Below are 26,480 nucleotides of genomic sequence, written 5' to 3'. Positions count from 1 at the left end.
ACCCTAAAGCAAGCGAGTCATTTAGGGTGCATAGACATTGATAAATTAGTGGTTCTGACGTTTATGCACCCTAAATTGGTTGTGTAGTCGCGCTCGCAACTGAGTGTCTGACGGCGCTTTCTTCGGCTTGTTGCTTTCCGAATTACGAACTCATGCGTGATAGCTTGCCAGCAATATCGGTAGCTTGGTTGCTAACAGTGAAAAAAACCTTAAATGCGATTTACTCAACTCTTCACCTGCACCACAACAATCGTTCGATAGGTAGGTATTGAGCTAGAACTCGTCTAAATTAAACAGCGTAAATTGGTGAGGCGATGTCGTCATCTTTCTGGGTCGGTGTTTGCCCTTAACAACTTCTTGAACTAATGGATTTGAGTGAATTGATGTCTGATCATTCAAGTCAATAACTTCTGAGCTTTCTCCTGAACTTATTTCATGTTCGACAGGACAATCAGTATCATTTTTAGCCTGAGACTCGACAGGCTCAAACCACTCATTATACCAATAAGTGGCGTTCGTTGATTGGGGTCGATCGCTACTTAAACTATTGCCAAGGAGCAAATCAGTTTGACCCAACCACCAAATCGGAACAGCCAGCCAAGGTGAAAACAGATAAAACTGAAACAAAGCGCATTTTAACAGAGTAGGGTCTATATCTTGACCGATACCGCTCAGACAGTAATTCGACTGTGTTAACATTAAAGCACCCGTACCGCACGCAGGTTCATTGAAGCGGGAAATTCGCTCTGTCTTATCACCACTGACCAACTTAGATATCAACTGGCACAAAGCTAAGGGTGTCGGATAAAATCCTGAACTTTTTTGAGCAGTCTTTCCGCAGATTTGGGGTAGCAGTCTGCCCATATAATCTTCAGGATACAGCATGAGAATTGACAGGTCAAACATCTGATAAAGGCGCATTGATGCACCTTCACAGCCGGCGGGTTCTTTGGGTAACATTTTATAAGCTGGATGTCCGAATGCGAACAAAACCCAGTCCAAGAAAAACTCCAAATAGTCCCAAGCTGACCAAGTTTTCCATTCTCCGTGTTGGGGAATGCAATTGAGGCTATTATCTAACATGGCTTCTGCGGCAGGAGAATGCTGCCATTCAATTTGGGGAATCGGTTCTGCTGGCAAAGTTTCCTCAATTACAAATTTGGGTAAATTTTCGGGTTTTCTGTTTTCCAGAATGGCTAGCATTGGCTCCATCTTCCACCGCATCCAGGCATGACTAGGGACAGCTTGACACAAAGCCCAATAATCCCACCTTCCCCACAAACATCGGTCTATTTGTGCGAGAATTGTTAAAAGCCAGCCCGGCTTTAAATCTCGTTTGAGGTTGGGGATTAAAGCTTGTTTTTTCTTTGGTTTATAGGGTTGATTTCTGAAATGTAACAGCATTGACTCTCTAGTTTTGGAGTCAATGATTGGCAAGACAAGCTTGTTTTTCATGAGTGCAAGTCTGAAAAATGCACCCCTAAAAACCGCAGTAGCGGTTCGCACAATTCTATGTTGATGCAAGCAGCGTCTTGTTTAATAAAAACAGTAAAAAAAATTGGGAATACAGTGTAGCTTTTTTCAAACAAAAAAGCTACACTCTATTCCCCACTCCCCTCTTCCCTATTTCTCTCTCCCCATTCCCCTTTCTCAGCCGTCTATTCCACCAATTATTTTGATATTTGAGGAGTAGAAAATGCTTCGCACAGCAGCAGCCCCACCTGCTTGAGTAAAGCTTTGTTACCATCAGGGCATCCCGACTGAATCAAACATTTAGGACAGCCAGAACTGCAAGAACAACTGCGGGCTAACTCAGCAGCCGCATGAGCTAATTGAGGGAGAGAACGAAAAATAGCTTCCGAGGTTCCCGAACCTCCTTCTGCTAAATCGTAAAAGAGTCCTGCATAGTCATTTGCACCTCTCTTCTCTACCACAAAATTCACATCATTAGCGGAAGCCAAAATAGTCAGAGGTAAAGCTGCTAAAATTTGATGGCCGAAACTGTGAATAGCCAACAAATTCGCGGGGTACTCCCACAATTGCTGATATCCGGGCTCCATCTGCTGTTGAGATTGAAGCAATTCCTGGCGAGTAGCTGTTACTACCTGTTGCAGATAACATTCAACCGGGGAATTAAAACTAATTTGCAGTACAGGAGTCGCAAATTTGATTTCGTAAGGTTGCTCAAAGTTTACCTCATTAAGAACCGATGTTAGCTCAGCAGAGCGAGTTCTCTTGCCACAAACAGGACAGGCAGTACATTTTGGTAAATGCTCTCTGTAATTGACGCACTTTCTATTGAGACAAGTTAACTCGTAATTGCGAGTTAATAATTGATAACCAGTGACGAGTTGGCTAATTTCTCCCCAAACCAGTTCCAGAATAGCTTGAGCTGGAATTGTCTTACTATCCGTTGAATTGGTTTGAACATTTCCTTCAACTTCTGGAATGACCAACGGGATTTGTTGAGGCAAACTCAAATTCTGCTTGAGGCTGGTATCAGTGTGGCTAATCGCTACAGTAAACAGTCGAGTTTCAGGGGTGTTTTGCAAAATAGCTTTGCCATTCAAGAGCGAGCGCGAAGTATAAGTCACCAAACAGCCGTCTGAGTTTTGCGTGCGGTAAATAGCACCAGGAAATACCTCTCGATAAGCAATCTCCGCACTGAGGAGTTCAATCTCTTCTTGAGTCTCCGCATCCACCAGTTGTATCGTGCTAGCACCCGTTCCCCCTCGAAAGTTTACATCTTTATGGGGAAAGCCCTTAGCCCATAATTTATCCCGACTTTTGTGAAGAACACCTTGCTCAATTAAAGCCGTTGCAATTTGAGGAGCGCTCTTGCCAAAGTAGTGCTTGAGCTTACTGACAGGAATGCCTGTTTCGACAGCCGCGCACATCAAATGTTTGGCAATATCTATGGGATAATTGGCATTAAAGCTCACCAATTCAGATTCGGCTGACACTAACAATTCAGGGCGATCGGCAAAATAGTTATCCAAAGGTGATTGTGCAATGGGAATGAAAACAATTAAACCGGAGTTTGTGCGACCAGCCCGGCCAGCCCTCTGCCTAAAAGCTTGCAAGCTTCCCGGCCATCCCCTAATAATAGCAAAATCAAGTTGAGGCAAATCAATTCCTGCTTCGAGAGCGCTAGTGCTGAGGATACACTTAACTGTTCCTGACTGCAAAGAGTTAATAATTTCCATGCGGCGCTCGCTTGTTAAACTGCCGTAGAAAATTGCTACTTGCGACTCAATTCCCGAGTTAGTTTGAGTGACAGCTTCTTGCTTAAAAGTTGCCCACAAGTTCTTAATTGCTTGTCTGCCGTTACCGAAGCAAATTCCGCTTTTCCCTTGCTGCAACAAAAACATAATGATGCGAGCAACATCTGAATTAGCATCATGAGTCGGTTTAGTAACAATTAATTGCCGTTCTGGGACAGCAGCTCCGCTAGAGTTAATCCAAACTAACCGCTCGGGTTTATTGATATTTCGCTTTCGACTTCTACCAGATAGTAACTTGGCTAATTTTACGGGATTGCCAACGGTAGCACTCAACATCAGGAATTGCAGTTTTTGAGAACAACCCCCGCGCTCGTCTACTGCCAATTTTAAGCGGCGAATTAAGCTAGCCATGTTAGCTCCGTAAACTCCGTTAAAAGTGTGAGCTTCATCTAGGACAATATAGCGGAGGCGACTTAAAAAATGCTGCCAAGGCTGACTCCAGTGAACGCCTTTCAGCGCATAGTGAATTAACTCTGGTGTTGCGCTGATTATGCTAGGGTTTGCAGCTAATAATTGTTCTCTGGTTTTGGGAGGAGTATCCCCAGTTAGAAGGGCAAGACGCGGGCGGGCAGGCTCAGGAATCAGTTGGAGCAAATCGGCAAGTTTTTGACTTTGGTCGGCTGTTAAAGCTTTCAAGCCATAAATAGAGAGTGCAGTAAATTGATGTTGGAGAATGCCCTCTAAAATAGGCAAGTACGCACTTAAAGATTTGCCAGAAGCTGTTGCTGTGCTGAGGATGACATCTTTGCCCTGGCGCACGGCTTTGAGTGTTTTAATTTGGTGCGAATAAAGCTGTTCAATGCCTTGGCTGTGCAAAGCAGAAATTATTGAAGGTGGCAAGTCTTGAGGAATTTTGTAGAGCTTAGGAGTTGTAGCAGTCGCGATTGTCTGATAAATAACCTCTTCGCCTAAAAACTCACACAAATCGGCTGTTGCAGTTGGCTGCAAGTGGCTTGCTTCTGGGAAGTTATTTTGGTGAAAATCATGTCTGGCTATTAGTTGGGAAAGAAGGTTGATATAATTGGGAGGCATTGGTCACTCTAAGAATGAATCTTTTCTCTCTTACTACCGATAGGTAGGAAAAAGAACGAGAGAGGAAATTAATAAAAAAACCAACTGGGAGTCGGACTGCTTTTGGTAGGAGTTACAACCTTTTAGACTTAAGACGATCTTGACAGACTTTACAATTATGCTAGAATAAATTTAATTGATTAAACTAAATGCAATTTATTCCTATTTGAGACTGGTCTTAATTACAAAAAAATCAATAAAGGAGCATTGATTGAGTATGATAGAAAGGGAGAACATCATGCAATTAAGTCAGGCTATTGTCAATGAATTTCAGCCAGAAAAAATTATTTTATTTGGCTCCTATGCTTATGGAAACCCTCAAAATGACTCGGATGTATATCTGCTAGTGATTTTGCCATACAAAGGGAGCAATTTTCGCAAAACTTGGGAAATTTTAAATAAAGTTCAACCAAAGTTTGCCATAGATTTGTTAGTGCGAACTCCTGTAGAGATTGAGCAACGCCTAGCCTGGAATGATTTTTTTTGCGAGAAATTATAGAAAAAGGAAAGCTGATTTATGAATCCGCTAACAGTTGAATGGGTTGATAAAGCTGAAGGGGATTTTACTACGGCTTTGCGGGAATTAGTTTTAGTAAAACTCATAATTTGACATTTTTATTGGATTTACTTTTACCTGTTGAACCTAATTATGATATTTCTCGCCAGAAACTTTTAGCGTTAACTGCTTTTGCGGTTGCTTATCGTTATCCAGGGGCTTCTGCTGATAAGGATACAGCACGTCAAGCATTAAAGTTTTGCAAAGAAGTCCCGCAAGAAGTGAGGTTAAGTTTGGGATTGAGTCCCTAAAAATATAGCAGAAGGAAAAGAAGAATGTTAGAGCCCGCATTCCGCAGATATTCAAGCAGAGGTAAAGCAAGATAGATTCGGCAACAATAAACTCCCAAACGATTGCCGTGCAATCGTTTGGGAGTTTTTAGTGTATAATAGATTTCTGCTGTAAAGCAACTCTAAAAATCATGAACCAGCCATTATCAGGGATAAATATCGTAAATTTAGACCACTTGGGAATAGTAGCGGGGATAATAGATGAGATGGAATTGGTAGAAGAAGTCAACAAAAAAGTGGGTATCAAAACCAAAGAAACAGTCAGCCCCGGACAAGTAATGAAAGCAATAATTTTGAACGGATTGGGGTTTTTGAGCGCCCCAATCTACCTATTCGACACATTTTTTGTAGGAAAAGCAACAGAACATTTAATCGGATCAGGAGTGACCCCGGAACAATTAAATGATGACAGAATCGGGAGAGCATTAGACAAATACCATCAAGCTGGAACGACACAATTATTCACAGCGATCGCCCTAAAAGCAGCAAAGAAATTTCAAGTAGAAATGAATAGCGTTCATCTAGACAGCAGTTCAATATCAGTAGAAGGAGCATACAAAACTTGTCAGGAAAAGAGTCAAGACATTGAAACAGACTCATCAAACCCAGCGGATGAAATGAAAGCCATAAAAATCGTTCACGGATACTCAAGAGACAAAAGACCCGACCTCAAACAATTTATCATTGACACCATAGTTAGCGGTGATGGAGACGTACCATTGTATCTCAAAATAGATGACGGAAACGCCGATGACAAAAGCGTTTTTGTCGCCCGACTCAAAGAATTTAAAAACCAATGGACTTTCGAGGGAATCTGTGTAGCAGACAGTGCCTTATACACAGCAGAAAACTTATCAGCAATGGCAGGAATGAAATGGATAACCAGAGTGCCATTAAGTATCAAATCAGCCCGAGAAAAAATCTCAGCTATCGAAGATAAAGACTGGAAATCAGCTCAAATAAAAGGCTACAAAATAGCAGCCATAACCAGCGAGTATGCCAACATCAAACAAAGATGGATAGTAGTAGAAAGCGATATCAGAAAACAAGCAGCCCTCAAAAAAATAGCCCAGCAAGTAGAGAAACAATTAGAATCAGCTTCTTCCTCACTACGCAAGCTATTCAGACAAGAGTTTGCGTGTATAGCCGACGCAGAAATCGCGATAAAAAGATTATCAGATACCTGGAAGTATCACCAAATCACAGAAATTGAATGCCGAGAAAAACCCGTCAAAAAATTGACAAGCAAGCAGAAACTAGAGAACCAAACAAATCCAACAGTTTATCAAGTTACGGGTCAAATAGAAACCCGGTTATCAGTAATAGAAGCCGAACAAATCACAGCCGGGAGATTTATATTAGCCACCAACATCTTAGACAATCAAGAGGTGAGCGAGCGACAGATACTATCAGAATACAAAGCGCAGCAAAGTAACGAGAGAGGATTTAGATTTATCAAAGATCCATTGTTTTTTACATCAAGCGTATTTGTGAAAAATCCCGAGCGAGTCGAAGCAATAGGAATGATAATGGGACTGTGCTTGTTAGTTTATACCCGCTTCGCAAAGGAAATTGAGACAACACTTAGAAGCCACCAATGAGGGAGTCAGAAATCAGGTAAAGAAACTCACCAATAAACCGACAATGCGCTGGATATTTCAGATGTTTCAAGCGGTACATTTAGTGACGGTCAACGGAGATAAGCAAGTCAGTAATTTAACCCAAGACCGTCAAGATGTATTAAAGCATTTAGGACAGTATTGCAGTCGGTACTATTTAATGTTTGCAGGTGGATGACGCTCTCCATTAAGCTGTAAATCTTGGTGAATAATCCACATTTATTAGTCAAGATGATTAGCTCTTGGCGGGATTTATCTTGGCTAAAAAGCTAAGTTATTTCGCGAAAAAAAGCGCCATAAATCTATTAAAAAAAGTCAACTATTTCACTTTAGTTGATTTCGGGATATCTGACAGGTACCCGTGACGTTAAAACCGCATAAGTTAAAGGGAAAAACTTTTTGACTCCAACTTTTCACAACTGATAAAAAAATTCCACACACATCTGCGGAATGTGGGTTAGAGTGGCGATCGCTACCCCAAAACAAAAAAAACAGGATTAATACAGCAGATTCCACGTTTATGAAGTACATCCCGGATTGATAAATCCACGTAGGGACACGGCAATGCCGTGTCCCTACTGCACTCCAGAAATCTGGGATACGCTGTAAAAGGCTGCCAATTTAATTCGGCAGCCTTTTCTGTTATTTAGTGAGTTGAGTGATTCTGAGCAAAGCAGGCAACATTGAATCAGACTTTTCTCCGGTTTTGAGGGCAATTTCTAAATCAAACAAAATGGATAGCGATCGACTTAAGAAGTTCGCAGATACTTCCTTAACCTCCTGCTTAAGGAAATACAGCCGTTTGGGGTTACTAATTCCGCACATACTAGCAATTTCACTATCAGAAAGTTTGCCGCCGGAATCCAGAGTAGCTTTTACCCACAGCCAAGTTTTAAACTGAGTTTGAAGAGTAGCAATAATTGCTAAAGAAAACTCTGCCCGAGATAGCAATTCATCAAGCACCTTAATTGCCGCCACTGCTTGACCTTTTAAAAGAGCTTCTGCCAGTTGAAAACAGTTGGCTGTGGTAGCTGGAACGAGGATTTTAGCAGCTTCTTTGGTAATGCGATCGCCCGCAGCATAAATGGCTAATTTCTCCAGTTCACTAACTCTTCTAGCAGAATCGTTACCAATCGCTACCGCTAGATAACTGACAGCATCTCTGGCAATTGAGAGATTCATCTGTTTAGCAGTAGCAGCGATCGCATTTTCAATTAAATCAGTACGCCAAGGAGGAATGAGAGTAAACTCCTTAAGTTTACCAAACAGCAATAAATGCTTGACTACCTTGAGCCGTTTGTCGATAACAGCAGCAGTGAAAACTAAGTGCGTTGTGGTAGGTAAATGGGGCAAGATTTGCAGTAGTTCTAGCCCCGTCTCCCCAAATTGCTTGAAATCACAATTCTCAACTACGATAAGTTTACTTCCGACACCAAAAGGAACTGAAGCAGCCGCAGAAATAGCTATATCCAGGGAAGAAGCATCAAACCGATGGATGTTGAAATCTCGCCAGAGAGGATGAGTTTGAGTCTTAAACTTTTCAACTTCTCGTTCAATTGCGTAGGTGTCATTCCCAATTAGGATGCTAATCATGCTGCTAACTCCTCCTGTTGTTTGACAGTGACAGTAACCGAGCGGCCTAAAGCTTTAGTAACAATCCGCTGCACGGATTCAAGGTGACTCTGAAACTTGTTCGCGTACTTTCTTTCTACTGCTAACACACATGAATCAGCCGAAAGTTCGGCAATTTGAGCGCGGTTTAATAGGCTACGATTGCCTGGTTTCGCTGCTGCTACTACTTGCGCCCAAGTTGTTTCAAAGTCAGGAGAATCTGCCTCTATTTTTTGAGGGGTTTTATCAAATTTGTCAGGCTGATTAGATTGGGAAGTTGCCGGCAACCGCGTTTCGGGGGCAGCGGGTTTGCTTGACAGCATCAAGTTCAGCAGGCAGACTTCTAACCAGGTAGCAGCATTGGTGCTAGTTCTCAATTGAAATTCTGATTTCTGCAATTGTGCACAAGCCGCATCAATTGTTTCAAAATCCAGATGAAGAGCGATCGATCGCAGTTGTGAGTAGCCTACTGGCCCTGCAATTAAATTCTGGCAGTGGCGCGTTGATTTGACAATGAGCAAATCTCTCATTGCTGCTAGCAAGCTGCTGAGAATAAGTTTAGGGGTTTTGCCGCTGTCAATGAGCGTTCTCGAAGATTGCAGTACGCTTAGGGTATCGCCAGAATGAATGGCTTTGAGAAGGGCGATCGACTCTTGCTCGCTGATACTGCCAGATACTTCTGCAACTTGAGTTAGGGTAATCTCTGAGTTTAGCAGTGAAAGCTGAGAAAGTAATTGCAGGGCATCTCTTAACCCCCCGTCACAGGTGCGAGCGATCGCCCGCATGGCCTCACTTGCGATCGCAATAGATTCAGCAGAGCTAATTTTGTGCAATTGTCCGACAATAGCATCAACTGACAAGGCTCGGAAGTTAAAAGTTTGGCAGCGGGAGATAATTGTCGGCAGGACTTTATGTGCTTCAGTCGTACAGAGAATAAACACCACATGAGCCGGAGGTTCTTCAAGGCATTTGAGGAGAGCATTTTGAGCGCTGGTACTGAGTTGGTGACACTCGTCTAAAATCCAAATGCGGTAACGGCTCATCGCTGGGGCAAAGTTGCTGTGTTGTATTAATTCTCTGGCATCATCCACGCCATTGTGAGAGGCAGCATCGATTTCAGTTACGTCTAAGCTTGAACAGGAGTCAATGGTTTTGCAGCTTGAACATTCCCCGCAAGGAGTGGCGGTTGGCTTTTTGTTATTCAAACAATTGAGTGATTTAGCAAGGATGCGAGCGGTTGAGGTTTTGCCTGTTCCTCTGGGGCCAGTAAACAGGTAAGCTTGAGCAATTTTGTCGGAGGTGATGGCATTGGTCAAGGTTGTTTTGATGGTGTCTTGACCCACTAATTCTTGGAGGCTTTTGGGTCGGTATTTGAGGTGCAGTGGTTGGTACATTTTGAGTCGTTAGAATACTTCTGGTAACTATTCCCCGATAGGGGAGGGGAACGAGTGGGGAGTGGGGAAGAATAAGGGGGATATATAGCAAGTCTAAATCCGTTGTACGATTCATCATTTAGACGTGCTGGATATATGGTTTTTTTAGAGAATTTGGTATTGAAATAAAGCATACGTAACTTGATGCCACGATCCCCCTTAGAACCGAGAGAGGATGGGAGTGTGATGCTCCGCATTTTTGCCAAATAGATTGTATTAGAGATGGAACGTACCTCTTTCTATCATCCCTTTTCCACTTCGTTATCTTGCGATTATGGCACCGAATTTTCCAGGCATGAATCCTTATCTTGAAAATCCTTCTTCGTGGTCAGAGGTTCACTCTTGGCTGATTGTCGAACTAGCACCCTCGCTCAATCCCTTACTCATACCAAAGTATCGAGCGGCTGTAGAAAAACGGGTTTACGATTATGCTCTACTGGTCGGTATTCCCGATGCGTCAGTTTTCCAACAAAACCCTTAAGCTGAGCGAGCTTCTGCGGTAACAACTGGGGTAATAACCAAGCCAATTCGAGTAACATTGCCTCTGACTGAAGAAATTACCGAACGCTATCTGGAGATTCGGGAGGTCAAGACTGGAAAGGTGGTAACGGTGGTAGAAGTTCTCTCTCCTAAGAATAAACGAGTGGGTGAAGGTCGAGAAAAGTACCTCACCAAGCGACAAAAAGTGTTGAACAGGGCTACTCACTTAGTTGAAATCGATCTGCTAAGAATGGGAAACTTTATACCAATGGATGTTTCGATTCGCTCAGACTACCGCATTCTGGTCAGTCGGACTAATCTCCGTCCCGAAGCTGAACTCTACCCGTTTAATGTGCGTGAATCGATTCCCCAATTCTTGTTTCCTTTGCAGCCATTAGAGCAAGAACCTGTTGTGAATTTATCTGAGGTTTTGGGACAACTTTATCAAGAAGCAGCCTTAGACTTGGCAATTGATTACTCACAGCAGCCTGTTCCACCGCGCTCGTGAGAGTGATTATCAATGGGTGATCGTTGACGGAATCGTATGACAGCGATCGCAATCGGGAATGCCTGACTTCTGCCCCGGTGTAGATATCAACTTGATAGATGCGATCGCCGTTCATAGAGTAATTTGTAGAGAGGGCATCCAATTTAGATGCCACTCCCCATATGCACGATTATTCTTGCGGAGCCACAACGTATTCGCACTCTAACGCCTCTGTACCCGAAGCTGGCGTGCCAAAAGGTACAATCAGTAGAGGAGCCGTAGGAGTTGCCATCAGGAACCGCAAATCTGAACTAGAAACAGCTTTAATTGTATCAATCAAATAGCGGATATCGCACTTGAGCCGAAAGTCACAACCCCAGAGTTTGGCATCAACTGTCTCAGTACCAGAACTAAGAGTATTGTTGAGTGAAGCTCGCACCTGTTGCGCCTCTAAATCAAAGTCAAAAATTGCCGTGATATGAGACTTGTCACTATGAGTAGCCAACCTCTCTAAAGCTTTTAAAAAGCTGAGTCTTTCAACTACGATTTGATGACTAAGTTCAGACCGATAAGGAGCAATAATCTGGTCGCATTTCGGGTAATTTCCTTCAAGTAACTGTGCTGTTAGTCGCAAATTATTCCACTCAAACGCCACAAATTTGCTAGGTTGTTCTGCCGAACCGTCATAATAAATCGTAACTTTGTCACTGGCATTTACAGAACGCTCCAATACCCGGAGTACCTTAGCGGGAACAGTAAAATTTACTGTTTGAAAGTTTAAAAACTGAGAATTGCTGCTTTCACTCAATCCGACAATCATAGCTACCCGATGCCCGTCAGTCGTCCACACTCTTAGTTGGTTAAGTCTTCTGTCTGCGTCATGACTCAGTTGAAAGTTAGCTCCCATCAAAATGCGTTTGGTTTCCTCAGAAGTAACAGCAAATAAGCTAGCTTTGAGGACAGCGATTAATACACTAGCAGGAAGTGTTACAAGTTTTTGTTTAACACTAGGGATAGTCGGAAATTCATCCGCAGCTAACCCGCGAATAACGTGCTTGCTATTTGATGAACTTAAAGTCGCACTGACAGAGGGAATATCACTTCCTTTGATAATTTCAAAGGAACTCTTTAAGGTAAGGCGGCCGTTCGGAAATTTCCCCAGAATATCAGCGAGTATAGGTGCGGGGAGGGTGAGTTTTCCGGGTTGATTGACATTGGCATCAAAATTTACTTGCATTCCAAATTCCAAATTGTACCCAGTGAGGTGCAGTTGTTGATTTTCGGCATCAGCCTCAATCAAGATATTGCACAAAATAGGATGACTGGTATTGCTAGGAATGATGCTTTTGAGTGTCTGTATGTAATCGTTGAATTCTCTTAAATCACAGGCAATTTTAACAGTCGATGGGGAAGAGGTCGGAGTTAGAGATGCTGTGATTTCATTATTGAGATGGGTTTCTAGAGTTGGATTTGTTGGGGTATCAGAAGGTGTAGAAGTTCCATTATCTGTAATGTAGTTCGCTTCTACTTCTTCTATTTGTGTTGTTTTGGGTAGGGGAGAAGAAAGCTTAGTTGTTTTTTTGACTGATGGCTTCGTAGTAGGAGTCAAATTAGTGCCTGTTACAGTTGAGGGTTTTTTCTTAGCTGTTCTCTCCACTACTTCCTCTTTAGAAGGTGTTCCAGAAAGTCGAGATTTGGCCATAATAATTAGTCGGGTGTCAAGAATTTGATTGGTCGCTGCGATAGCAGTGAGGAGGGGGAAGGGGAAGGGGAAGGGGAAGGTTAAGAGAAGGAGAGGAAGGAAGGGTCAGGAAAAATCAAGTTTATACCAACTCTTAGATATCTACGAAGAAACCCGGTTTCTGGCATCGTGTGCGTAAGTCCTGAGAGAAGAAGGTTCAACTCAAAAAAGTGAAAACTTATCTTTCCTTCCCCTTCCTCTACAATTGAGCTAATACTCGTTGCACTCTGAATGAATTAGGAGGGACAAATAGTATTCGTTGACGACATCTACTTGTTCCAACATATAAAAGACGGTGGTACTCTTTAAGTTTCTCTTGGCTGCTCATTTCTTTGCCTACCAAAAGTCGAGTTAAAATGTCATTGCTGTCCAAACCAACTTCCTCAAAAGTGCTACCTTGAGAATTGTGAATAGTCAAGGCAAAGCAATTGTCAACTTCGGCAAATACGTCATCTTTAAACCAATAATACTTCCGCCAGAGAAATCCATTACGTTTGGCACTTTTGAGTTTCTCTTTCAATTCAGCTTGGTAGCGCTTACTTTCCGATTCATGCAGCACAAAGATTTGCCGAAATAGACCATCATCAGTCATAATCTTCAACAGCCATACTCGGTAGCCGTAGTGCTGACTTATTTCAACTTGCTGTATGGTAAATTCAGTTGATGTGGCTAAAATCACAGTCTTACCATCAGGAGCGAGAACTGGTTTCTTAGTAATTAACCTTTCTCCAGATATAAATCGGGCAGTTGTTCGACCATAAAGTTGTTCTCGAACAGCCTGATTGTAATAGTTGACTCGCTTGTTTGTCCAGCACAAAATCCGGAAACAATCAGGATTTGAGGCAAATTCTCGCTTGATGGTTTTGATAGCATATTGGATGAGTGCTTCTGGTTTAACTTTGAATGCACCGTTAGATTTGTCTAATGAGTTGTAATTCGGATGTGGCAAAAAGACATCTGTTTTACTCTTGACAAATGAGCGACATTCCGTAATAAAATCAAGGACGGGGCTTTCTCCAGCTTGTCTAACCACTTGAGTTAATACAGCTTTATTGGCAATATTGAAAGCAGGCGAGCGCTTTTCTCCAACAGGATTAAGTTGCGCTGGGTCGCCCATGAGAATTAATTTCCGCTGATTGAAGAGAGTATGTTCAAATCTGCGCTCAATCCAAGACCACAATTGAGTTCCAACCATCGAACATTCATCGAGGAAAATGATATCATAGAGGTGGAGGTAACAACAGCTTGTCTGTTCTAAGACTTTCTCTTGTTCTTTGCGAACCATGCCTAAGCCTAAAAGCTGGTGTATCGTCATAAAATCTACTCCGAAAATGCCTTGAGATGCTGCCATTTTTCTGAGGATACCGACGGCTTTGTTAGTGGGTGCTGTGAGGGCAATGCGCTTGCTTTGAGCTAAGAGTTCTTTGATTATAAGGAAAATAAGTGTGCTTTTTCCCGTGCCTGCATAACCGCAAAGCAAGAAGAATGCGGAAGTGCTGCTTGCAAATGTTCTCAAATTGTTGAGTGCTTGCTGCTGCTGCGGCTTGAGAGTAAAGGGAATTTGTTTAAATTCCTGCGGTCGTTCTAGTAAAGTTTGAATCATTAGTGTACAGTAATGCTAATTCGTTCGCATCCTAATAAGCGCTAGCTTGAGGGGGAGTATGGAGGAACATTCAAATCAAAACTGACTTATAACAATAGTTCCGAAATTCAGAAAAGAATGGCTGTAATGGTTGATTTTTCGTTAGGCGAACTTACCTAAAACTCTGATTATGTCATTGACAAAAAAAGTTATCATAAGTATTGTTTAATCAAAAATAAGCTCTGAAATTTATGATAATTCAGAGCTAGTTTTGCTGCTGTTGTTAGTTGTTAAACAATAATAACTTTGGTTTTCTTAACTCGTTTGATATTCACTGCTGTGCCAATACTATGTCCATCCCAAATGGCTAATCCGTAGTCACAATGCGAACACATTTCGATATCGCGATCGCTATAGTGTCCAGGAATACCAACAACTGGATAACCAGAAGTATTTCTGGGTTTGCCATTGCCGCTAAACAAGGCATAGTAAACCAAAACTTTCTCGTAGTTCTTAGACCGCAAGTATTGCTGAACTAAGCTATCAACTCCAGGCGCATCACCGACTCTGACTTCAAACCCTAGTTCAATGATGCGATTGAGAGATGTATGAGCCTCTGATGGCAATTCCTGGATGGAACGACTGCCAGAAATCATTACTATTTTGTTCATGGTAAAATTCCTCAAATTTTTGGATAGCCAGTAAAAGACTCAAAGATTACTCCTTGAGTCTTTGTGAAGAATGCAATTGCTTCTTACTAACACACCAAGATATAAGCTGAAATCAAGCATTGAATGAAATTGCTTTTTCTGCCTTGACCTTCCCAACGAGAGCCGCGCACACCAACAATGTGATTGCATTGTTCAAGCCAAGCAACTCCACCATATTTTGCGATTGTTTTTAATAATCGTGGATGTTGTTGAAGTTTCGCAACAATAATTTCTGTCATTATTGTCATATCTTGTTGCAAATGTCCAAATTTGTGATTTTGATAAGCAGCTTCAGCATCACGGAAAACCTTGCCATTGAACTCAACTGGGTAGTGATTCTTGAGGTTTCCTTTTCTAAAAGCTAACTCTGTGGGATTAGTTAATGCTGCCCCAATTCCGATGCTGCATCCAGACCAAATATTGATTTCTTTCATCTTTTTCATCTTCTAACTTTTAGCTCGTCAGCACTTTTAATTGAAGTGGTGTAGTAAACCCTGACTTTCTCGGATTGCTCCTTGTTGTTGGTATTTATAAGTAGAGAAAATCAACATTTTTCGCCGCTAGGCGATTTATCTTCCGGATTTGTAACAGAGTTTTTAATCGCATTTACATTGGTTACAGAATAGCCAACTTTCTTCCCAATTCCCATCATTTTGGCATCTTTTCTAAATCAAGTTCAGCCACTTCCCGCAGAGCTTCTAAGCGCTTCTTTAAAGTTTTATGTCGGGGAGTTTCTACAACATACTCGTATTTAGAACCTGTATGTTGAAGTTCTGGAATTTGGCAATCAATTAGGTAGCTAAGGCGACCAACTAGCTTTTTAATAACTATTAGCCAAGCCTTAGCTAACGCTTTAGTACGGAAACCAATCCAAGCTTTAAAGTAAGAGCCATCTTCGCTAACTTGGTAAGCAACATTGGGCGATAATTTAATAAGAGTTGGGATATGAGTAATGCCTAAACTTTTGAGTTCAGTCAAGCTGTAGCTTTGAATTTCTCCACTGTCCCATTGAATTTGAAATGGGCGTAGTGCCTGAATATTCAAACTAATGACTATTCCCCTTTGTTCCACTTGATTTCGGCGTTGTTCGAGGCAATCGCCCTCTCGAAAACCACTCCATCCATGTTTCTTAGCTAAATGTTTAAGGCAATATTCCCAGGCTTCTTCCCAAGCAATATCAAAGTCGAGAATGTGATAACTTTCTGTACTCAATTGTTTAGTCAATTTCTCTTTGATTTGCTGCTTTTGAATTGGTAGGACAATTTCTAAGAAATTGTCGGGGACTTCAAAAAATAAATGGGTCTTAGCCCTAATTTTTAGGTCATTGAAAGACAAAAAGCGACTGGCTTCTAATTGTTCGGGTGTAAAAACATCTATGGCACAACTTGTCGGGTAGCCAGGGAACAAGTTGATGGGAAAGAGATAATAGTGGTCAAGAGTAAATATGAGAATGTGATGTTCAGTGAGCGATTCTACTTGGAAAGTAGTGGTGTTACTGAATTGTAGTTGTTGCGAATTAGCTAGTACAATTGTTGTGCAAGCGGGAAGTTCTCCAGTAGTTTTTTGAGGAATAAACAGAGGCACAAGGGATATTTTAAGCACCCGAATTTCATCTAAGGTATAATTCCAGGAAAAACTATCTTCGTTGTTACTAGCATCCCAAGTAATTATTACAGGTCTATCGGTTTGATGGAGGGCTGTTATCGTGCCGTAATGGTTGCCAGATTTGACGATATCGCCTACTTTAAAGGGAAGTTGAGCGAAAGGAGGCGGAGTGAGAAAAGGAAAAATTACCGCTACCACTTCTTTGACTTCACTGGGGGGAGCGTTGTCAGGTTTAGAGCAAGTATTTGAGAAGCCAATTAAAGTCGTGTTAGAGTCCATAACCTTTGAGAAGCTAATTGTTTTCAACTTCTCCCGTTAGGGGATATCTTCTCGCGCTTGATCCCTTAACTTTTTGTGGTTTAATATCAAATCCGAACGAGTTTGTGCTTTATTTCGGCTTAAATTTTTTTGAAGTCTTGCTAAGTACCTCCCCTGTTGTCTAATAAAGATTGCCAGAAGTGGATTGACCGACAATTGGCATATTCTGCAATAGAAAAAGCGTTTGGGAATCAATAAATGCAGAAGTTCCTCAACGCCTTACCGCTTGTGAAAACCTAGGTAAACCTGGGTAAGCTCTACGGTATAAGCTTTAAACGTTCTTCCTTAGCGCTTACGCTTCCTCAATATCGAGGTTGACCAAGAAACTCCAGTTAGAAACACTATAATAATTACAACGACGTAATATTACAGCGGAACGTTTGATCTTTCTATTCAGTTGATTCCACTCGCTCCAAACGTGCTTTTCCGGGTTCACCTTAGAATAGGCGGTTAAGGAGCGAGGCATTCTTTCACTTAATTTCATAGCTCGGCGAGCAATCACCAGCGCAGCCGATTCGTCACTGGCCAAGCCATACATTCTCAGATATTTTACCAAGCCTATAATACTTGAATAAGCCGGGTTGACTGTAATTAACTCAATTCCGCGATTTGACAAAATAGAACTGAGTTGCTTGTAAAATTCGCTGTATGCCCAACTCGACAACATCCGGGCATACTTTCTACCTTTCTCCCCTAAAGATTCCTTTTTTGTTGAGAAATCAAGTTCTTCACAAACTACGGGACATTCAAATTCCGCAGCCTTTGCTGCTAGTTGCAGGCAAGCATTAACGATCTGAGCCTGTTGTTTGCCATTCGGTAAGCCCATCTGCAATGGAATCTGCCCTTTGGCTTTGAGGTTCCCTTCAGAATCAGTATAAGCCCACCCAATAGAACCGGGATTCATATCGATACCGATACAACCGTACATCCTATTTCTAGAAACTTGATTCACAGGATTTGGGGTAAACTGCACGGCAATAACCCATTTTCCGTTCTTGCGGTAGAAATGCCAGGTATACGCCCCGCATTTTGGCAGTCTGTTTATATTCCGATTAAAATCACCAACCTCGGAGGATACAGTTTTCCCGAATCGCGACTCTAAGCATTTGGGGACTCTGAAAGTTATTTTTTTTCCATTCCACTGAGAGACTTGATTGCCAAAAGATTCGTCTTTGGAGCCGACGACGAAAATATCACCGTGAGGGACGAAGACTTTGACAGGTTTGAGTCTTAAGTGTTCGAGCTTGTTCGTCAACAAAGTCAGTCTGCGCTTTTTGTTGTGTATTTGAAAGCGTAAGTTTTGCCAATTAGTAGATTTGTGTTGAACTGAACAGGCTATGGGGAAATTGCAGCCCGTCTTTGAATTCTGCCATTTTTTCTTAGCATAAAACTTACGAGCCAATACCAGCTTACGCTCAGCTTTTTTAATCCACGCGCCAATGGATTTAATCTTTCCTTCAAGAGTTTTTACGTGTAAAATTATATGCTCTTTAGCACCGTCTACACGACCTTTGGCAGCGCTGATTACGCCATTTGCGTGGCGCTTATTGATGCCGTAGGTTTGCTGTAGGTGCGTGTTCCAGTCGGATTTCTTGAAGTCTGTATTCAAGAGTAAGTGGTTGACTGTTTCAATACTTGCAGCCCTGAAAATTGGGGAGTAAGCTTCTAGAAACATCTCGAAATCTGTAAATCCAAGTTCGTTGAGTTCATCTGCTGGCGTGGGCAGGCCTTTGCAGTACGTTATGGTAGCCATTGATTCGACCTCTCAATGTGGTTGTATCTTAGTATATTAATAGCTTCGCGCAGGATTTGCAAGCTTTTTAAAGAGTTTCTTTTACTTCTGGAACGTCGCTGGCGGAGTCTTCTCCAAAGGTTGCGATTTTTCGATCGAAATCACCAACGCCAATTAACTTGGGTAGTCAACTTGCTGAGAATTTAGCAACTAAAATCTAGGTAAATCTAGGTAAATTGTCAACGCCTTACCCCTGTTAGCCATCACAGGTTTGATTTGGTTTCACTTCCACCAACCCGACAACGACAAACCCAAACTAGCCAAGCGCCCCAGCGAAACGGCATCCCTCCGCTGCTCCGTTATAGATGGTTCGGTGTACGATGGCGATACTTTTCGGGTTAAGTGTGACAATCGCGAACAAAAGATCCGACTGTGCGGCATCGACGCGCCCGAAGCCAAGCAACCGCTGGGTATCGAATCGCGAGATTACTTGCGTTCCCTAATTGCCAAAGCCAAAAGTCAGGTCATAGTTGTGGAGATGGATCGCGATCGCTACGGTCGCACCGTCGCCGAAGTGCTATTCGATACAGCGGAGGGAGAACAATCGGTGCAGGAGGAAATGCTCAAAGCGGGTAAGTAGGTGTGCAGAATTAATTACACAATATTTCTACTGAAACCCTTGCCTAGCAAGGAGTCTTTATGTAATTAATTTTGTGTGGTTACTTATGGCTTACCATTACAAACAGTACAGCGGCAACTGCCACAATGCTGATGTATTCGATACCGCAGAGGAGATGGGGCGATCGCAAAAGCTGGGAGTGTGGCGGCTTCAGGGTGGCGGTCAGCGTCCTTGGGATTATCGCAAGCAAAATCAGAGGTGATGTACGCCAAGCAGCGGTATATACCAAGGTTGTTGGGAGCGATCTAACAGGGCAGGAAGTGCGGCGGCTTTCCAATGGTGATAAACGACTGTAAAATTATCCTCAACCAAAGCGTTAATTGGGGTTGCGGAATTGTTTTTTTGCCCAGTCTAACAGTTCGTCATAGGTTGAATAAGCGCACAGTATCCGCGATGTATCGCCTTTTTTCCTTACCGCAATCACTTTGCCGTTTCTATCTTCATAACCAGGCTTCCCGGTCATTTCTTCTAACTCTAGATCGAAGAATTTAAGCGCTTGAATGAATTGAGAAATCTTATTATCTTCCATTCGTCGATTGCTCTTTAATTGAACAGGAAAGATGGGTTTCTTGGACTGCTGGCTACCAAGGAATTTCCGAATCGAAAAGTTCCAATTTTTGGGATCGCAATTAACTCGGTTCCTCCTCAGCCCCCGGAATTCTCCAAGGGTCAATGCCGTTTTCTCGAAGCAGTAGCTCGTAGTAGTCGCGTTCGATTCTGGCTTCATTGTCAACCCAAAACGCTTCTCTGATATCGCGTTCTAGCTGCTGGACTCGCTGGCTGAGCAATTCGTTTCGTTCAGTCTCGGTGCGAGTAACGCCGAAAGCTTCGTCAAACCGCCGTTCGAGAGATTCGGTAATAAGTCCCATGCTCATAGTTAAAGCAGCTTTGTTCCCCCGGTGAGCTTGCCACAGCCAGTAAGCGCTGGCAATTTCTGGAGGGACGGACAGAAACCGACTTTGCCCCCGACTACCGGGTTCAGACTCGATTTCGATTTCTTCGCGCTCAACAATCGTACTCATGTAACCTTCACCCAGCAAGCTTTCGCCGGCGTTTGAGCGTAAAAATCGGACACGTTGCGCCGTTTGAGAGCCCGCTGCTTCGGCGACTTGGGTTTGGCTCATCCGATACGAGCCGTCTGGCAGCATAAAACCATCGACTGTTAAGGAACCTATTTGTACCAAGGCTCTGACGGCTCTAGTGGATTCGGTCATAGTTTGCTCCCCTGTTATACCTTTAATATTCCGTTTCTTGATTGTTGTCGCAAACGAACCGTACTGCACCACAGCTTGGCGAACACCACCACTACGGAGTTTTCAGCATTCATTACATGATATTATCGTGTAAACTCAAGCGATTCTATCTCTATAAGATACCATAACATATATGGTAAACGAGGTAGTTTATGTTTGCACTAAAAAGACGTTCTATAGATAAATTTGTAAAACCTGTGAAAGCACGAGAGTTTTGTAGGCAGTGGTTTGATGCCGATGCCCAGATGGAAGCTACGAGGGGCTATAGAGCCGAGTGCGTTCGCTTGTTGAGTCGCATCCTGGCGGTGCAAACAGAGACTATTTCGAGTAAATGGGGAAGCGGCATTGATTTCGAGAAAATGCCCGAACAGTACGAAAGAACGCTAGCTTATGCCAATTCTCTCCGTTCCATCCTCGACGCGGCAGGCAATAATCCCGAACTCTCCAGCATCATTGCCGATCGCCTCAAATCATCGCGCTAGCAAATCACCCGAAATTAATACCATATATTATACGGTAAACTTCTTGACAGCCCTAATCGCAGGTTTTAGGGTGGGAGTGACGCCCCGGCGCAGTGCTGCAAACACAGATGCCGGGACTTCTCCCATTCGCTGATAAGACCCAGCTATCAAGGAGCAATTTTATGTTCGCAGATTACGGGCAGCCATCACAAGCCGCCCAGCCCAGCTTTGTAGAAATACCCAACCCCCGCGTTACCGCGACCATCGGACGCATCGAAGTAACCGATGTTCGTTCTGAAACCGTCACCGGTCGCCTGCTAAATGACCAAGATAATTTGATAGAGGAAGACGGACAGCCAGTTTACATCTGCGTTCGGAAACACGAGATTTTGTGTTCCACCGAACGAGCCGACGTGATGAGTTGGTGGGAACTGGGGGAACAAGCGATTACGGGACAAGCAACGCCTCGAAAATATTCCCTCGAATCCTTGATTAATCGCTTGGATGGACTCAACTTGGATGAACTCTACGCTTTGCGAACCTTCGTTTGTTTGGAGAGCGACCCGTTTCAAGCGTATTCGGGTAACGTCAACAGCGACTTATCCCACTTGCAGGCTTGGTTCCCGACAGTACGAGTTCTTGATCGTGTCGAACAAAACCAACTAGCAAGTGCACTGTGCTGGCGAATATCAAGCGAATCCAACGCACCGACAGCGCCTACACCGGGTGACGGGAGGCACGATTAATTATTGAGTTGATAGAAGATGCCATCTAAGATTTCTCTTTGATTCCAGTTAGTGGGTTGGGGTTTTTTATGGGGAAATGATGCAATCTATAACTAATCACGCCAAGAAAGAATATCTGGAACATCTTCCATGCGACTAATCCCCTAGAACTATTAGAAGGCTCGAATTATGACAACAAACTTTGGTATTGGGTTGGCAACGCCACCAAGTTTTAGGCCACAAGTGGTTTATTCGCAAAATCTAAATTTTGTGCCGAGTTCAGACGATACTTTACCGTCGGTCATTCCTGGTCTGAACAGTTTGCCAGTTCAATCTGATGGCTATGAACGGGTAAGGGTAATGGTTTTTGGATCGAGTTACGGGGTAACATACACGATTCGCTGGCTTTATGGGCTACAGTTCGCTCACATCAGCGAGTGGAGTTTCCTTATGCCTGCTCCAAGTGAGGGTGAATTTATGAGCATTGTTACTAAGCGAATCCCATTGAATCCAACTAACTAATTGGCATAAAACTTGGTAACAGTTTGGTAATAAATTGGTAACAATTTTGTAGCGACGCTGGCGATAGTTTCATCTGTATCTAAAGCGCTCGCTAGTTTTTTCTATCAGACACCAGTGAGGAATGAGTATGACCAACGGCAACGGGTCTAACGGTGACACCCCTAACGGTGATACGCCCCAGCCAGATCCAATACAAAAGTTAACAGAATATGTCGAATCTGTGGAAATTTCTCTGGAAATCCAGGAAGATAAAACAGATGCCATTGAAGATCAGGTGGCAAATCTGACTGAGCAGATAACCGAGTTGAAACAACAAGTGAAAGACGTATATGGAGATGAAGAAGACTGGGAACGTATGTCAAAGACTTGACGGGCTTATCACACGCCGTCAGGCTAAAAACAGATTCCAGCAATCTAAGCTGGAGCGAACCAAGCGCTTGCGAGATGAAGCTGCCTTGACCCGACCTTTTAGAAAGTCTCCCCTGCTAGACTTCGTTGATGATTTGGTACACCGTCCGCCGAACCAAGAACAGATGCGCCAGCTCAAAGAACTACTTCTAGAAGAACAGAAGGCGATCGCTCAACTCATTGCCCTAATTGACCAGCATCTAGAGTAGCTATCTGCCGTGCACGAAAGAGCCCAGCGATACCCCTTGCTGGGCGAATTTTGTTGTTTGTGGATGCTGGGAGATTGCGTCCGGGAAGCCTTGATTTCGTTTGACTTGCTGAGTGGAGATTAGCTCCGAATTGGGTGAATGCTGCAAATATTGAAATATCTCAAACAACCTTTTGAGATAGTTAAAAATATGAAATTGTGAAGGTAACAGGTAAGAAAAGCCACCCTTGGTACGGCAGGATATTACAAGCAATTTTCATAAAATAGAGCCAAACGCAGGGTGATGGTGAAACGGGATTGCTTGTTTCAATTCGCAGGCAGTAACAGCATTTTGATGGGATAATTAGATTGTCGTTTAGTTTTGCAGCGGGCGACTCATCCCCCAATCTGGGGGTTTTCTATTTCGATGTTACTGGCTTGGTGAGCTAGTTGTGTGGTTTGCAAATACTACCCATTGGGTTATATTTTGAATGTGCTGTTTTGATATTACGCTATCAAATATGGAACTAACAAAATACAGTTGGTGGGGCGAATCCAACGAGCCACCAGAACATCTGAAAACTAAAAAGCAACTGGGTGAATTAGGACTATCGCCTCTGAAACCTTCAGGCATCATCGAAACGCGGAAATACGATGTGTTCCTTTACGATTCCACTAATCCTGAATGTTGCCGACCCAAAAGAAAACCCACTCCCAAACAATTGGAAACCCTGGCCGCTAACCGCCTCAAAGCTAAAATCAAACGGGATTATCAAGAGTGGTATCGAGAAGTAGGTTTCATAGAAAAAGATAGGGTGAATGCTGTTCTTTGGGCAAGAGAACAATTAAGCAAGAACGATTGGCTGATTCTGGATACTGAAACTACGGGGATCGTGCGTGCTGAGATTGTAGAGATAGCAATTATCAATCATCTCGGTGAAATGTTGCTGAATACGCTCATCAAACCCTCTATTCCGATACCTCCAGAAGTAACAGATATTCACGGCATTAGCGATGCAATGGTAGCCGATGCTCCGAGTTTCCCTGAAGTCTATCCCCGCATTGTTGAAGTCCTTAAAGATAAACGAGTATTAATCTACAATTCTGCTTTCGATATCAAGATTCTAAATTACTGCTGTCGGCTTCACAGTTTGCCCATTTTGAAGTTGACAAAGCGCTCCAACTGCCTGATGGAATGGGCGGCACAGTGGAGGGGATATTGGAGCTACTATTACGAAGATTATAAGTATTTCCCCCTGCCTGGTGGAGGACACCGAGCGTTAGGAGATTGCATAGCAGCCCTCCAATTAATTAAGAAGATGGCGGCGGATTCGGATCGAATCAATCGCCCCGTCCCCATTCCTCAGAAAAATTAATGATATCCCAATCCACCGCATCATCGGGGAACAGCGACAACTGCCCCGGCGATACGTTAGACTGACCCCGATTATGATACGAAAGGTGACACGCGGTACACAGGGCGATTAAGTTTTCAGGGCGGTTGTCCTCTGGTATCCGATTGCGATGATGCACCGCTAAAGTTAAAGCACACCGTTCAGATTTGGTTAACCCGCTTGGTTTACCCGGTCGGAGGCATTGTTGATGGCACTTAGTACAGCGCCACCCCGCATTTTCCTTGATTGATAGCGCAATCTCTTGCCAATTGTCGGGATACCTCTTGGGTTTAGGCATAGTTTATTTCTCCACCAATATGGCGATCGCAACTGATAACTTGAAATTTAAACTATGTTGTCAAACGGTAGATTAACCTTGGGGCGTTGTTTTATGCTGCTGACTTGATTTCTTTCGTTTCAGCCATCCTCCTACACCCAAGGCTATAGCTGAACCAAAGATTGTGGTCGGTTCGGGCACAGGCTCGGCAACGTCGGCGGTTTCAATTACTAGACTGGAACGACCAAGAGCATCAGTACCTCCCAGAGTGACCCCACCAACGTTCAAGAGACTGATGGCAAACCCAGCAAAAGTATCGCGGTTGCTAACTCGCTGATTAACAAACTGAGTTACGTCAAAGTTAAGAGTATCACCCGGAGATGAGGATGAGATATCTACAGAAGTTAACAATACTTCATCCCCCAAAAGATCTGATGCTTCGGCTGTTCCGTTTCCTAAATAGCCAAAGATGCCCAGAGTACCAGGACGGCCTCCTTGGAAACTGGAGATCTTATCCTGAAAGATAGCACTACGAATAATTGTGTTAGGAGCAAGAAAAAAGTTGCTAATATTAAATTCAGCTAACCTTGTTGTTACACTACCCGGCCCGTATGACACGTGCTCATCCCCAGGGATAAGCCTAACGTCCTCATACACACCCATCTGATACATACTTGCAGTGGCTCCAAATTGGATAGTAGGTGTCAAGGTAAATGTAGCTGCTTTAGCTTCTTCGCTTGTTCCCAGAACACAACCTAGAGCGGTGCAAACAGAGGCAACGGCAACTTGGCGGTAGAGGTTGTTCATAACAACTACATTTCCTTTTATACTAAACAACTTGACTGGAAAGCCCATTCAGTAATCAAGCTACCTAAATACTAGCTAGCTTACTTAAAAAATCATAATTCTTTATTCAACTTATTCAATCTTAACCACAAAGTTAAGTCCATGCTCTAAAAAGCAAGTAACGATCGCCATTATCAAAACAGAACCATAGCCTCACACCGAATCATCCATCCATCCGCACTCCGAACAATCCCAATGAACAGGCGGCGTTTCATATTGGGGGAACGGGAGCTCACAGTGGGGACACCGACCAGTAAATAGTGGGTGCGTGTCCAGGAGGTCTAACTGTTGTTCTGGTGTCCACCGTTGCCTTGGTTGCAAGATTAGTTCGCCGTTGTAGTAGCTTGCACCTTCGGGTTCCCACAATTCCTCTGATGCGGTGTTAGGGTCTGCTCGAAAGTCAATGCAAGTCTCCGTGTTAGGGCCTGTGGGATGCACGGCACAGACGAGGTGTGGGTTGCGGGCAAAGAGGAGACAGCGATGGCACTCATGGATTTTGGGCATGGCGGGGGTGTGGAGGTTTTGGTCTGGGTTTAGTTTCCCAAAAATTGGGGTGTTGGTGGCGATCGGCAACAAGTTTGGTAATAGATTGGTTATGGTGACAATAGAACTTGCTAAGCCGGACACTTCCCTTATTTCCGAATATATTAACCGTGGATAAAAACTTGAAAACTTTGTCTGTTTTCCTACCGATTCTAGCACTGGGCATTGTTGTCACACCTGCACGCTCCGGCAGAATTGAGGGAGCATCTGTTTCCTGTTGGTTGCTTCGCCAAGACCTGATAGAACTTAAACAAACCTGCATCTATGAGTCAGTTTCTTGGGCTGGAGGCGGAGGAAGGACTTTGCGGTGGGAAGATGGCGTACAAACAAAAATGACGTGGGGATTACAAGGGCGCGGAGAAACACCTTGTGCCGAGGATAGCATGAGCATAGATGGTGTCTGCGGTGTGGTATATTTCCGCCATCCCACCACCTTACAGCGGATTTCTGAAGAAGAGAGCTACAAGCGCGCCATAAACCGCCAACTGGCCGTGACCTGTGTCCAAGTACAAGATAAATCAATCTGCTGGCTATTTAGATGAAATTAATCACAAATAGAGAGGTTTGAGTGTTAAAGTTACATTCGCCGAAGTACCAAAAATAGCTGAAATCTCAATAGCAGCAGCTTTCATTCTTATTGTCGGGCAGCAATTAATAATAAATGCT

26 protein-coding genes and 2 pseudogenes are annotated in these 26,480 nt (G+C 43.3%); 13 read left to right on the top strand and 15 right to left on the bottom strand.

Features of this window, described 5'->3' with window-relative positions; translation table 11 throughout:
* Window positions 1-273: 273 nt before the first annotated feature.
* Window positions 274-1,455, bottom strand: coding sequence for a hypothetical protein (locus tag QUA90_RS02940; protein WP_333443827.1), 1,182 nt, complete (start codon window positions 1,453-1,455; stop codon window positions 274-276).
* A 215-nt stretch (window positions 1,456-1,670) separates the two neighbouring features.
* Window positions 1,671-4,316, bottom strand: coding sequence for a DEAD/DEAH box helicase (locus tag QUA90_RS02935; RefSeq protein WP_333443825.1), 2,646 nt, complete (start codon window positions 4,314-4,316; stop codon window positions 1,671-1,673).
* Window positions 4,317-4,593: 277 nt separating this feature from the next.
* On the opposite strand from QUA90_RS02935, the gene QUA90_RS02930 reads away from it, so the two are divergent.
* The 3 genes and pseudogenes from QUA90_RS02930 (at window position 4,594) to QUA90_RS02920 (ending at window position 6,998) form a co-directional block, all read left to right on the top strand.
* Complete coding sequence (locus QUA90_RS02930; RefSeq protein ID WP_333185096.1) at window positions 4,594-4,854, top strand: nucleotidyltransferase domain-containing protein; 261 nt, start codon at window positions 4,594-4,596, stop codon at window positions 4,852-4,854.
* 107 nt (window positions 4,855-4,961) lie between these two features.
* Window positions 4,962-5,162, top strand: a complete 201-nt coding sequence (locus QUA90_RS02925; protein WP_228057005.1) for a hypothetical protein — start codon at window positions 4,962-4,964, stop codon at window positions 5,160-5,162.
* 170 nt (window positions 5,163-5,332) lie between these two features.
* Window positions 5,333-6,998: pseudogene (locus tag QUA90_RS02920) on the top strand (IS1634 family transposase).
* Between the two features lie 464 nt (window positions 6,999-7,462).
* On the opposite strand, the gene holA reads toward QUA90_RS02920, so the two are convergent.
* Complete coding sequence (holA, locus tag QUA90_RS02910; protein WP_194060984.1) at window positions 7,463-8,413, bottom strand: DNA polymerase III subunit delta; 951 nt, start codon at window positions 8,411-8,413, stop codon at window positions 7,463-7,465.
* The gene (gene dnaX / locus QUA90_RS02905; RefSeq protein WP_333185100.1) at window positions 8,410-9,825 is read right to left on the bottom strand and encodes a DNA polymerase III subunit gamma/tau; all 1,416 of its coding nucleotides are present in this window, start codon (window positions 9,823-9,825) and stop codon (window positions 8,410-8,412) included. The genes holA and dnaX overlap by 4 nt, the downstream gene beginning before the upstream one ends.
* A 313-nt stretch (window positions 9,826-10,138) precedes the next feature.
* On the opposite strand from dnaX, the pseudogene QUA90_RS02900 reads away from it, so the two are divergent.
* Window positions 10,139-10,852, top strand: a pseudogene (locus QUA90_RS02900) (DUF4058 family protein).
* Window positions 10,853-11,021: 169 nt separating this feature from the next.
* Here QUA90_RS02900 and dnaN read toward each other — a convergent pair.
* The 6 genes from dnaN to QUA90_RS02870 all read right to left on the bottom strand — a co-directional run bounded on the left by dnaN (window position 11,022) and on the right by QUA90_RS02870 (window position 18,462).
* Window positions 11,022-12,533, bottom strand: a complete 1,512-nt coding sequence (dnaN, locus tag QUA90_RS02895; protein ID WP_333185102.1) for a DNA polymerase III subunit beta — start codon at window positions 12,531-12,533, stop codon at window positions 11,022-11,024.
* Window positions 12,534-12,771: 238 nt separating this feature from the next.
* A complete protein-coding gene (locus QUA90_RS02890) occupies window positions 12,772-14,175 on the bottom strand; it encodes an ATP-dependent DNA helicase (protein WP_194060987.1) in 1,404 nt (467 codons plus the stop codon).
* A gap of 269 nt (window positions 14,176-14,444) precedes the next feature.
* The gene (locus QUA90_RS02885) at window positions 14,445-14,825 is read right to left on the bottom strand and encodes a hypothetical protein (protein ID WP_194060988.1); all 381 of its coding nucleotides are present in this window, start codon (window positions 14,823-14,825) and stop codon (window positions 14,445-14,447) included.
* An 86-nt stretch (window positions 14,826-14,911) separates the two neighbouring features.
* Window positions 14,912-15,298, bottom strand: coding sequence for a hypothetical protein (locus QUA90_RS02880; RefSeq protein ID WP_194060989.1), 387 nt, complete (start codon window positions 15,296-15,298; stop codon window positions 14,912-14,914).
* A gap of 214 nt (window positions 15,299-15,512) precedes the next feature.
* Entirely contained in the window at window positions 15,513-16,748 is a 1,236-nt protein-coding gene (locus QUA90_RS02875) for a hypothetical protein (RefSeq protein WP_333443817.1), read from the bottom strand.
* Window positions 16,749-17,079: 331 nt separating this feature from the next.
* Window positions 17,080-18,462 carry an IS200/IS605 family accessory protein TnpB-related protein gene (locus QUA90_RS02870; RefSeq protein ID WP_333443815.1) on the bottom strand — a complete coding sequence of 461 codons (1,383 nt, stop codon included), beginning with the start codon at window positions 18,460-18,462 and terminating at the stop codon, window positions 17,080-17,082.
* Window positions 18,463-18,790: 328 nt separating this feature from the next.
* Here QUA90_RS02870 and QUA90_RS02865 point away from each other — a divergent pair, with 328 nt between their 5' ends.
* On the top strand, window positions 18,791-19,159 hold the full coding sequence (locus tag QUA90_RS02865; RefSeq protein WP_333443813.1) for a thermonuclease family protein: 369 nt from the start codon (window positions 18,791-18,793) through the stop codon (window positions 19,157-19,159).
* Window positions 19,160-19,244: 85 nt separating this feature from the next.
* Window positions 19,245-19,400: a hypothetical protein gene (locus QUA90_RS02860; protein WP_333443811.1), complete on the top strand. Its 156-nt coding sequence runs from the start codon at window positions 19,245-19,247 to the stop codon at window positions 19,398-19,400.
* 114 nt (window positions 19,401-19,514) lie between these two features.
* On the opposite strand, the gene QUA90_RS02855 is transcribed toward QUA90_RS02860, so the two are convergent.
* Together QUA90_RS02855 and QUA90_RS02850 are read right to left on the bottom strand one after the other, a co-directional pair.
* The gene (locus tag QUA90_RS02855) at window positions 19,515-19,727 is read right to left on the bottom strand and encodes a hypothetical protein (RefSeq protein ID WP_333054108.1); all 213 of its coding nucleotides are present in this window, start codon (window positions 19,725-19,727) and stop codon (window positions 19,515-19,517) included.
* A gap of 100 nt (window positions 19,728-19,827) precedes the next feature.
* Window positions 19,828-20,412 (bottom strand): hypothetical protein, encoded by a 585-nt coding sequence (locus QUA90_RS02850; RefSeq protein ID WP_194060992.1) that lies wholly within the window; start codon window positions 20,410-20,412, stop codon window positions 19,828-19,830.
* 191 nt (window positions 20,413-20,603) lie between these two features.
* On the opposite strand from QUA90_RS02850, the gene QUA90_RS02845 reads away from it, so the two are divergent.
* From QUA90_RS02845 to QUA90_RS02820, 6 genes are all read left to right on the top strand, one after another.
* Window positions 20,604-20,933: a hypothetical protein gene (locus QUA90_RS02845; protein ID WP_194060993.1), complete on the top strand. Its 330-nt coding sequence runs from the start codon at window positions 20,604-20,606 to the stop codon at window positions 20,931-20,933.
* Window positions 20,934-21,094: 161 nt separating this feature from the next.
* Window positions 21,095-21,658 (top strand): hypothetical protein, encoded by a 564-nt coding sequence (locus QUA90_RS02840; RefSeq protein WP_194060994.1) that lies wholly within the window; start codon window positions 21,095-21,097, stop codon window positions 21,656-21,658.
* Between the two features lie 168 nt (window positions 21,659-21,826).
* Window positions 21,827-22,159 (top strand): hypothetical protein, encoded by a 333-nt coding sequence (locus QUA90_RS02835; RefSeq protein ID WP_333443808.1) that lies wholly within the window; start codon window positions 21,827-21,829, stop codon window positions 22,157-22,159.
* Window positions 22,160-22,286: 127 nt separating this feature from the next.
* Window positions 22,287-22,529: a hypothetical protein gene (locus tag QUA90_RS02830; RefSeq protein WP_194060995.1), complete on the top strand. Its 243-nt coding sequence runs from the start codon at window positions 22,287-22,289 to the stop codon at window positions 22,527-22,529.
* A complete protein-coding gene (locus tag QUA90_RS02825; protein WP_228057007.1) occupies window positions 22,495-22,776 on the top strand; it encodes a hypothetical protein in 282 nt (93 codons plus the stop codon). The genes QUA90_RS02830 and QUA90_RS02825 overlap by 35 nt, the downstream gene beginning before the upstream one ends.
* 499 nt (window positions 22,777-23,275) lie before the next feature.
* Window positions 23,276-24,130 carry a 3'-5' exonuclease gene (locus QUA90_RS02820; protein ID WP_333443805.1) on the top strand — a complete coding sequence of 285 codons (855 nt, stop codon included), beginning with the start codon at window positions 23,276-23,278 and terminating at the stop codon, window positions 24,128-24,130.
* Here QUA90_RS02820 and QUA90_RS02815 read toward each other — a convergent pair.
* The 3 genes from QUA90_RS02815 to QUA90_RS02805 all read right to left on the bottom strand — a co-directional run bounded on the left by QUA90_RS02815 (window position 24,096) and on the right by QUA90_RS02805 (window position 25,898).
* On the bottom strand, window positions 24,096-24,446 hold the full coding sequence (locus tag QUA90_RS02815) for an HNH endonuclease (RefSeq protein ID WP_194060998.1): 351 nt from the start codon (window positions 24,444-24,446) through the stop codon (window positions 24,096-24,098). The genes QUA90_RS02820 and QUA90_RS02815 overlap by 35 nt on opposite strands.
* Before the next feature lie 72 nt (window positions 24,447-24,518).
* Window positions 24,519-25,232 carry a PEP-CTERM sorting domain-containing protein gene (locus QUA90_RS02810; RefSeq protein WP_194060999.1) on the bottom strand — a complete coding sequence of 238 codons (714 nt, stop codon included), beginning with the start codon at window positions 25,230-25,232 and terminating at the stop codon, window positions 24,519-24,521.
* A gap of 192 nt (window positions 25,233-25,424) precedes the next feature.
* Window positions 25,425-25,898, bottom strand: coding sequence for a hypothetical protein (locus tag QUA90_RS02805; RefSeq protein ID WP_228057008.1), 474 nt, complete (start codon window positions 25,896-25,898; stop codon window positions 25,425-25,427).
* A 26-nt stretch (window positions 25,899-25,924) separates the two neighbouring features.
* Here QUA90_RS02805 and QUA90_RS02800 point away from each other — a divergent pair, with 26 nt between their 5' ends.
* Window positions 25,925-26,356 carry a hypothetical protein gene (locus QUA90_RS02800; RefSeq protein WP_194061000.1) on the top strand — a complete coding sequence of 144 codons (432 nt, stop codon included), beginning with the start codon at window positions 25,925-25,927 and terminating at the stop codon, window positions 26,354-26,356.
* Window positions 26,357-26,480: the final 124 nt, after the last annotated feature.

Source organism: Microcoleus sp. D3_18_C4, from assembly GCF_036702355.1.
Taxonomy (GTDB): domain Bacteria; phylum Cyanobacteriota; class Cyanobacteriia; order Cyanobacteriales; family Microcoleaceae; genus Microcoleus.
Note: the sequence above shows the minus strand (reverse complement) of the source record. Positions and strands in the feature narration are given on the sequence as shown.

Bases quoted from the DNA above. Each gene is read 5' to 3' on its own strand.
- dnaX (WP_333185100.1), bottom strand. From the start codon at position 9,825: ATGTACCAACCACTGCACCTCAAATACCGACCCAAAAGCCTCCAAGAA.
- QUA90_RS02810 (WP_194060999.1), bottom strand. From the start codon at position 25,232: ATGAACAACCTCTACCGCCAAGTTGCCGTTGCCTCTGTTTGCACCGCT.
- QUA90_RS02875 (WP_333443817.1), bottom strand. From the start codon at position 16,748: ATGGACTCTAACACGACTTTAATTGGCTTCTCAAATACTTGCTCTAAA.
- QUA90_RS02825 (WP_228057007.1), top strand. From the start codon at position 22,495: ATGAAGAAGACTGGGAACGTATGTCAAAGACTTGACGGGCTTATCACA.
- QUA90_RS02850 (WP_194060992.1), bottom strand. From the start codon at position 20,412: ATGACCGAATCCACTAGAGCCGTCAGAGCCTTGGTACAAATAGGTTCC.
- QUA90_RS02820 (WP_333443805.1), top strand. From the start codon at position 23,276: ATGGAACTAACAAAATACAGTTGGTGGGGCGAATCCAACGAGCCACCA.
- QUA90_RS02855 (WP_333054108.1), bottom strand. From the start codon at position 19,727: ATGGAAGATAATAAGATTTCTCAATTCATTCAAGCGCTTAAATTCTTC.
- QUA90_RS02845 (WP_194060993.1), top strand. From the start codon at position 20,604: ATGTTTGCACTAAAAAGACGTTCTATAGATAAATTTGTAAAACCTGTG.
- QUA90_RS02835 (WP_333443808.1), top strand. From the start codon at position 21,827: ATGACAACAAACTTTGGTATTGGGTTGGCAACGCCACCAAGTTTTAGG.
- dnaN (WP_333185102.1), bottom strand. From the start codon at position 12,533: ATGGCCAAATCTCGACTTTCTGGAACACCTTCTAAAGAGGAAGTAGTG.
- QUA90_RS02880 (WP_194060989.1), bottom strand. From the start codon at position 15,298: ATGAAAGAAATCAATATTTGGTCTGGATGCAGCATCGGAATTGGGGCA.
- QUA90_RS02860 (WP_333443811.1), top strand. From the start codon at position 19,245: ATGGCTTACCATTACAAACAGTACAGCGGCAACTGCCACAATGCTGAT.
- QUA90_RS02885 (WP_194060988.1), bottom strand. From the start codon at position 14,825: ATGAACAAAATAGTAATGATTTCTGGCAGTCGTTCCATCCAGGAATTG.
- QUA90_RS02830 (WP_194060995.1), top strand. From the start codon at position 22,287: ATGACCAACGGCAACGGGTCTAACGGTGACACCCCTAACGGTGATACG.
- QUA90_RS02890 (WP_194060987.1), bottom strand. From the start codon at position 14,175: ATGATTCAAACTTTACTAGAACGACCGCAGGAATTTAAACAAATTCCC.
- QUA90_RS02935 (WP_333443825.1), bottom strand. From the start codon at position 4,316: ATGCCTCCCAATTATATCAACCTTCTTTCCCAACTAATAGCCAGACAT.
- QUA90_RS02870 (WP_333443815.1), bottom strand. From the start codon at position 18,462: ATGTTTCTAGAAGCTTACTCCCCAATTTTCAGGGCTGCAAGTATTGAA.
- QUA90_RS02940 (WP_333443827.1), bottom strand. From the start codon at position 1,455: ATGAAAAACAAGCTTGTCTTGCCAATCATTGACTCCAAAACTAGAGAG.
- QUA90_RS02840 (WP_194060994.1), top strand. From the start codon at position 21,095: ATGTTCGCAGATTACGGGCAGCCATCACAAGCCGCCCAGCCCAGCTTT.
- holA (WP_194060984.1), bottom strand. From the start codon at position 8,413: ATGATTAGCATCCTAATTGGGAATGACACCTACGCAATTGAACGAGAA.
- QUA90_RS02930 (WP_333185096.1), top strand. From the start codon at position 4,594: ATGCAATTAAGTCAGGCTATTGTCAATGAATTTCAGCCAGAAAAAATT.
- QUA90_RS02815 (WP_194060998.1), bottom strand. From the start codon at position 24,446: ATGCCTAAACCCAAGAGGTATCCCGACAATTGGCAAGAGATTGCGCTA.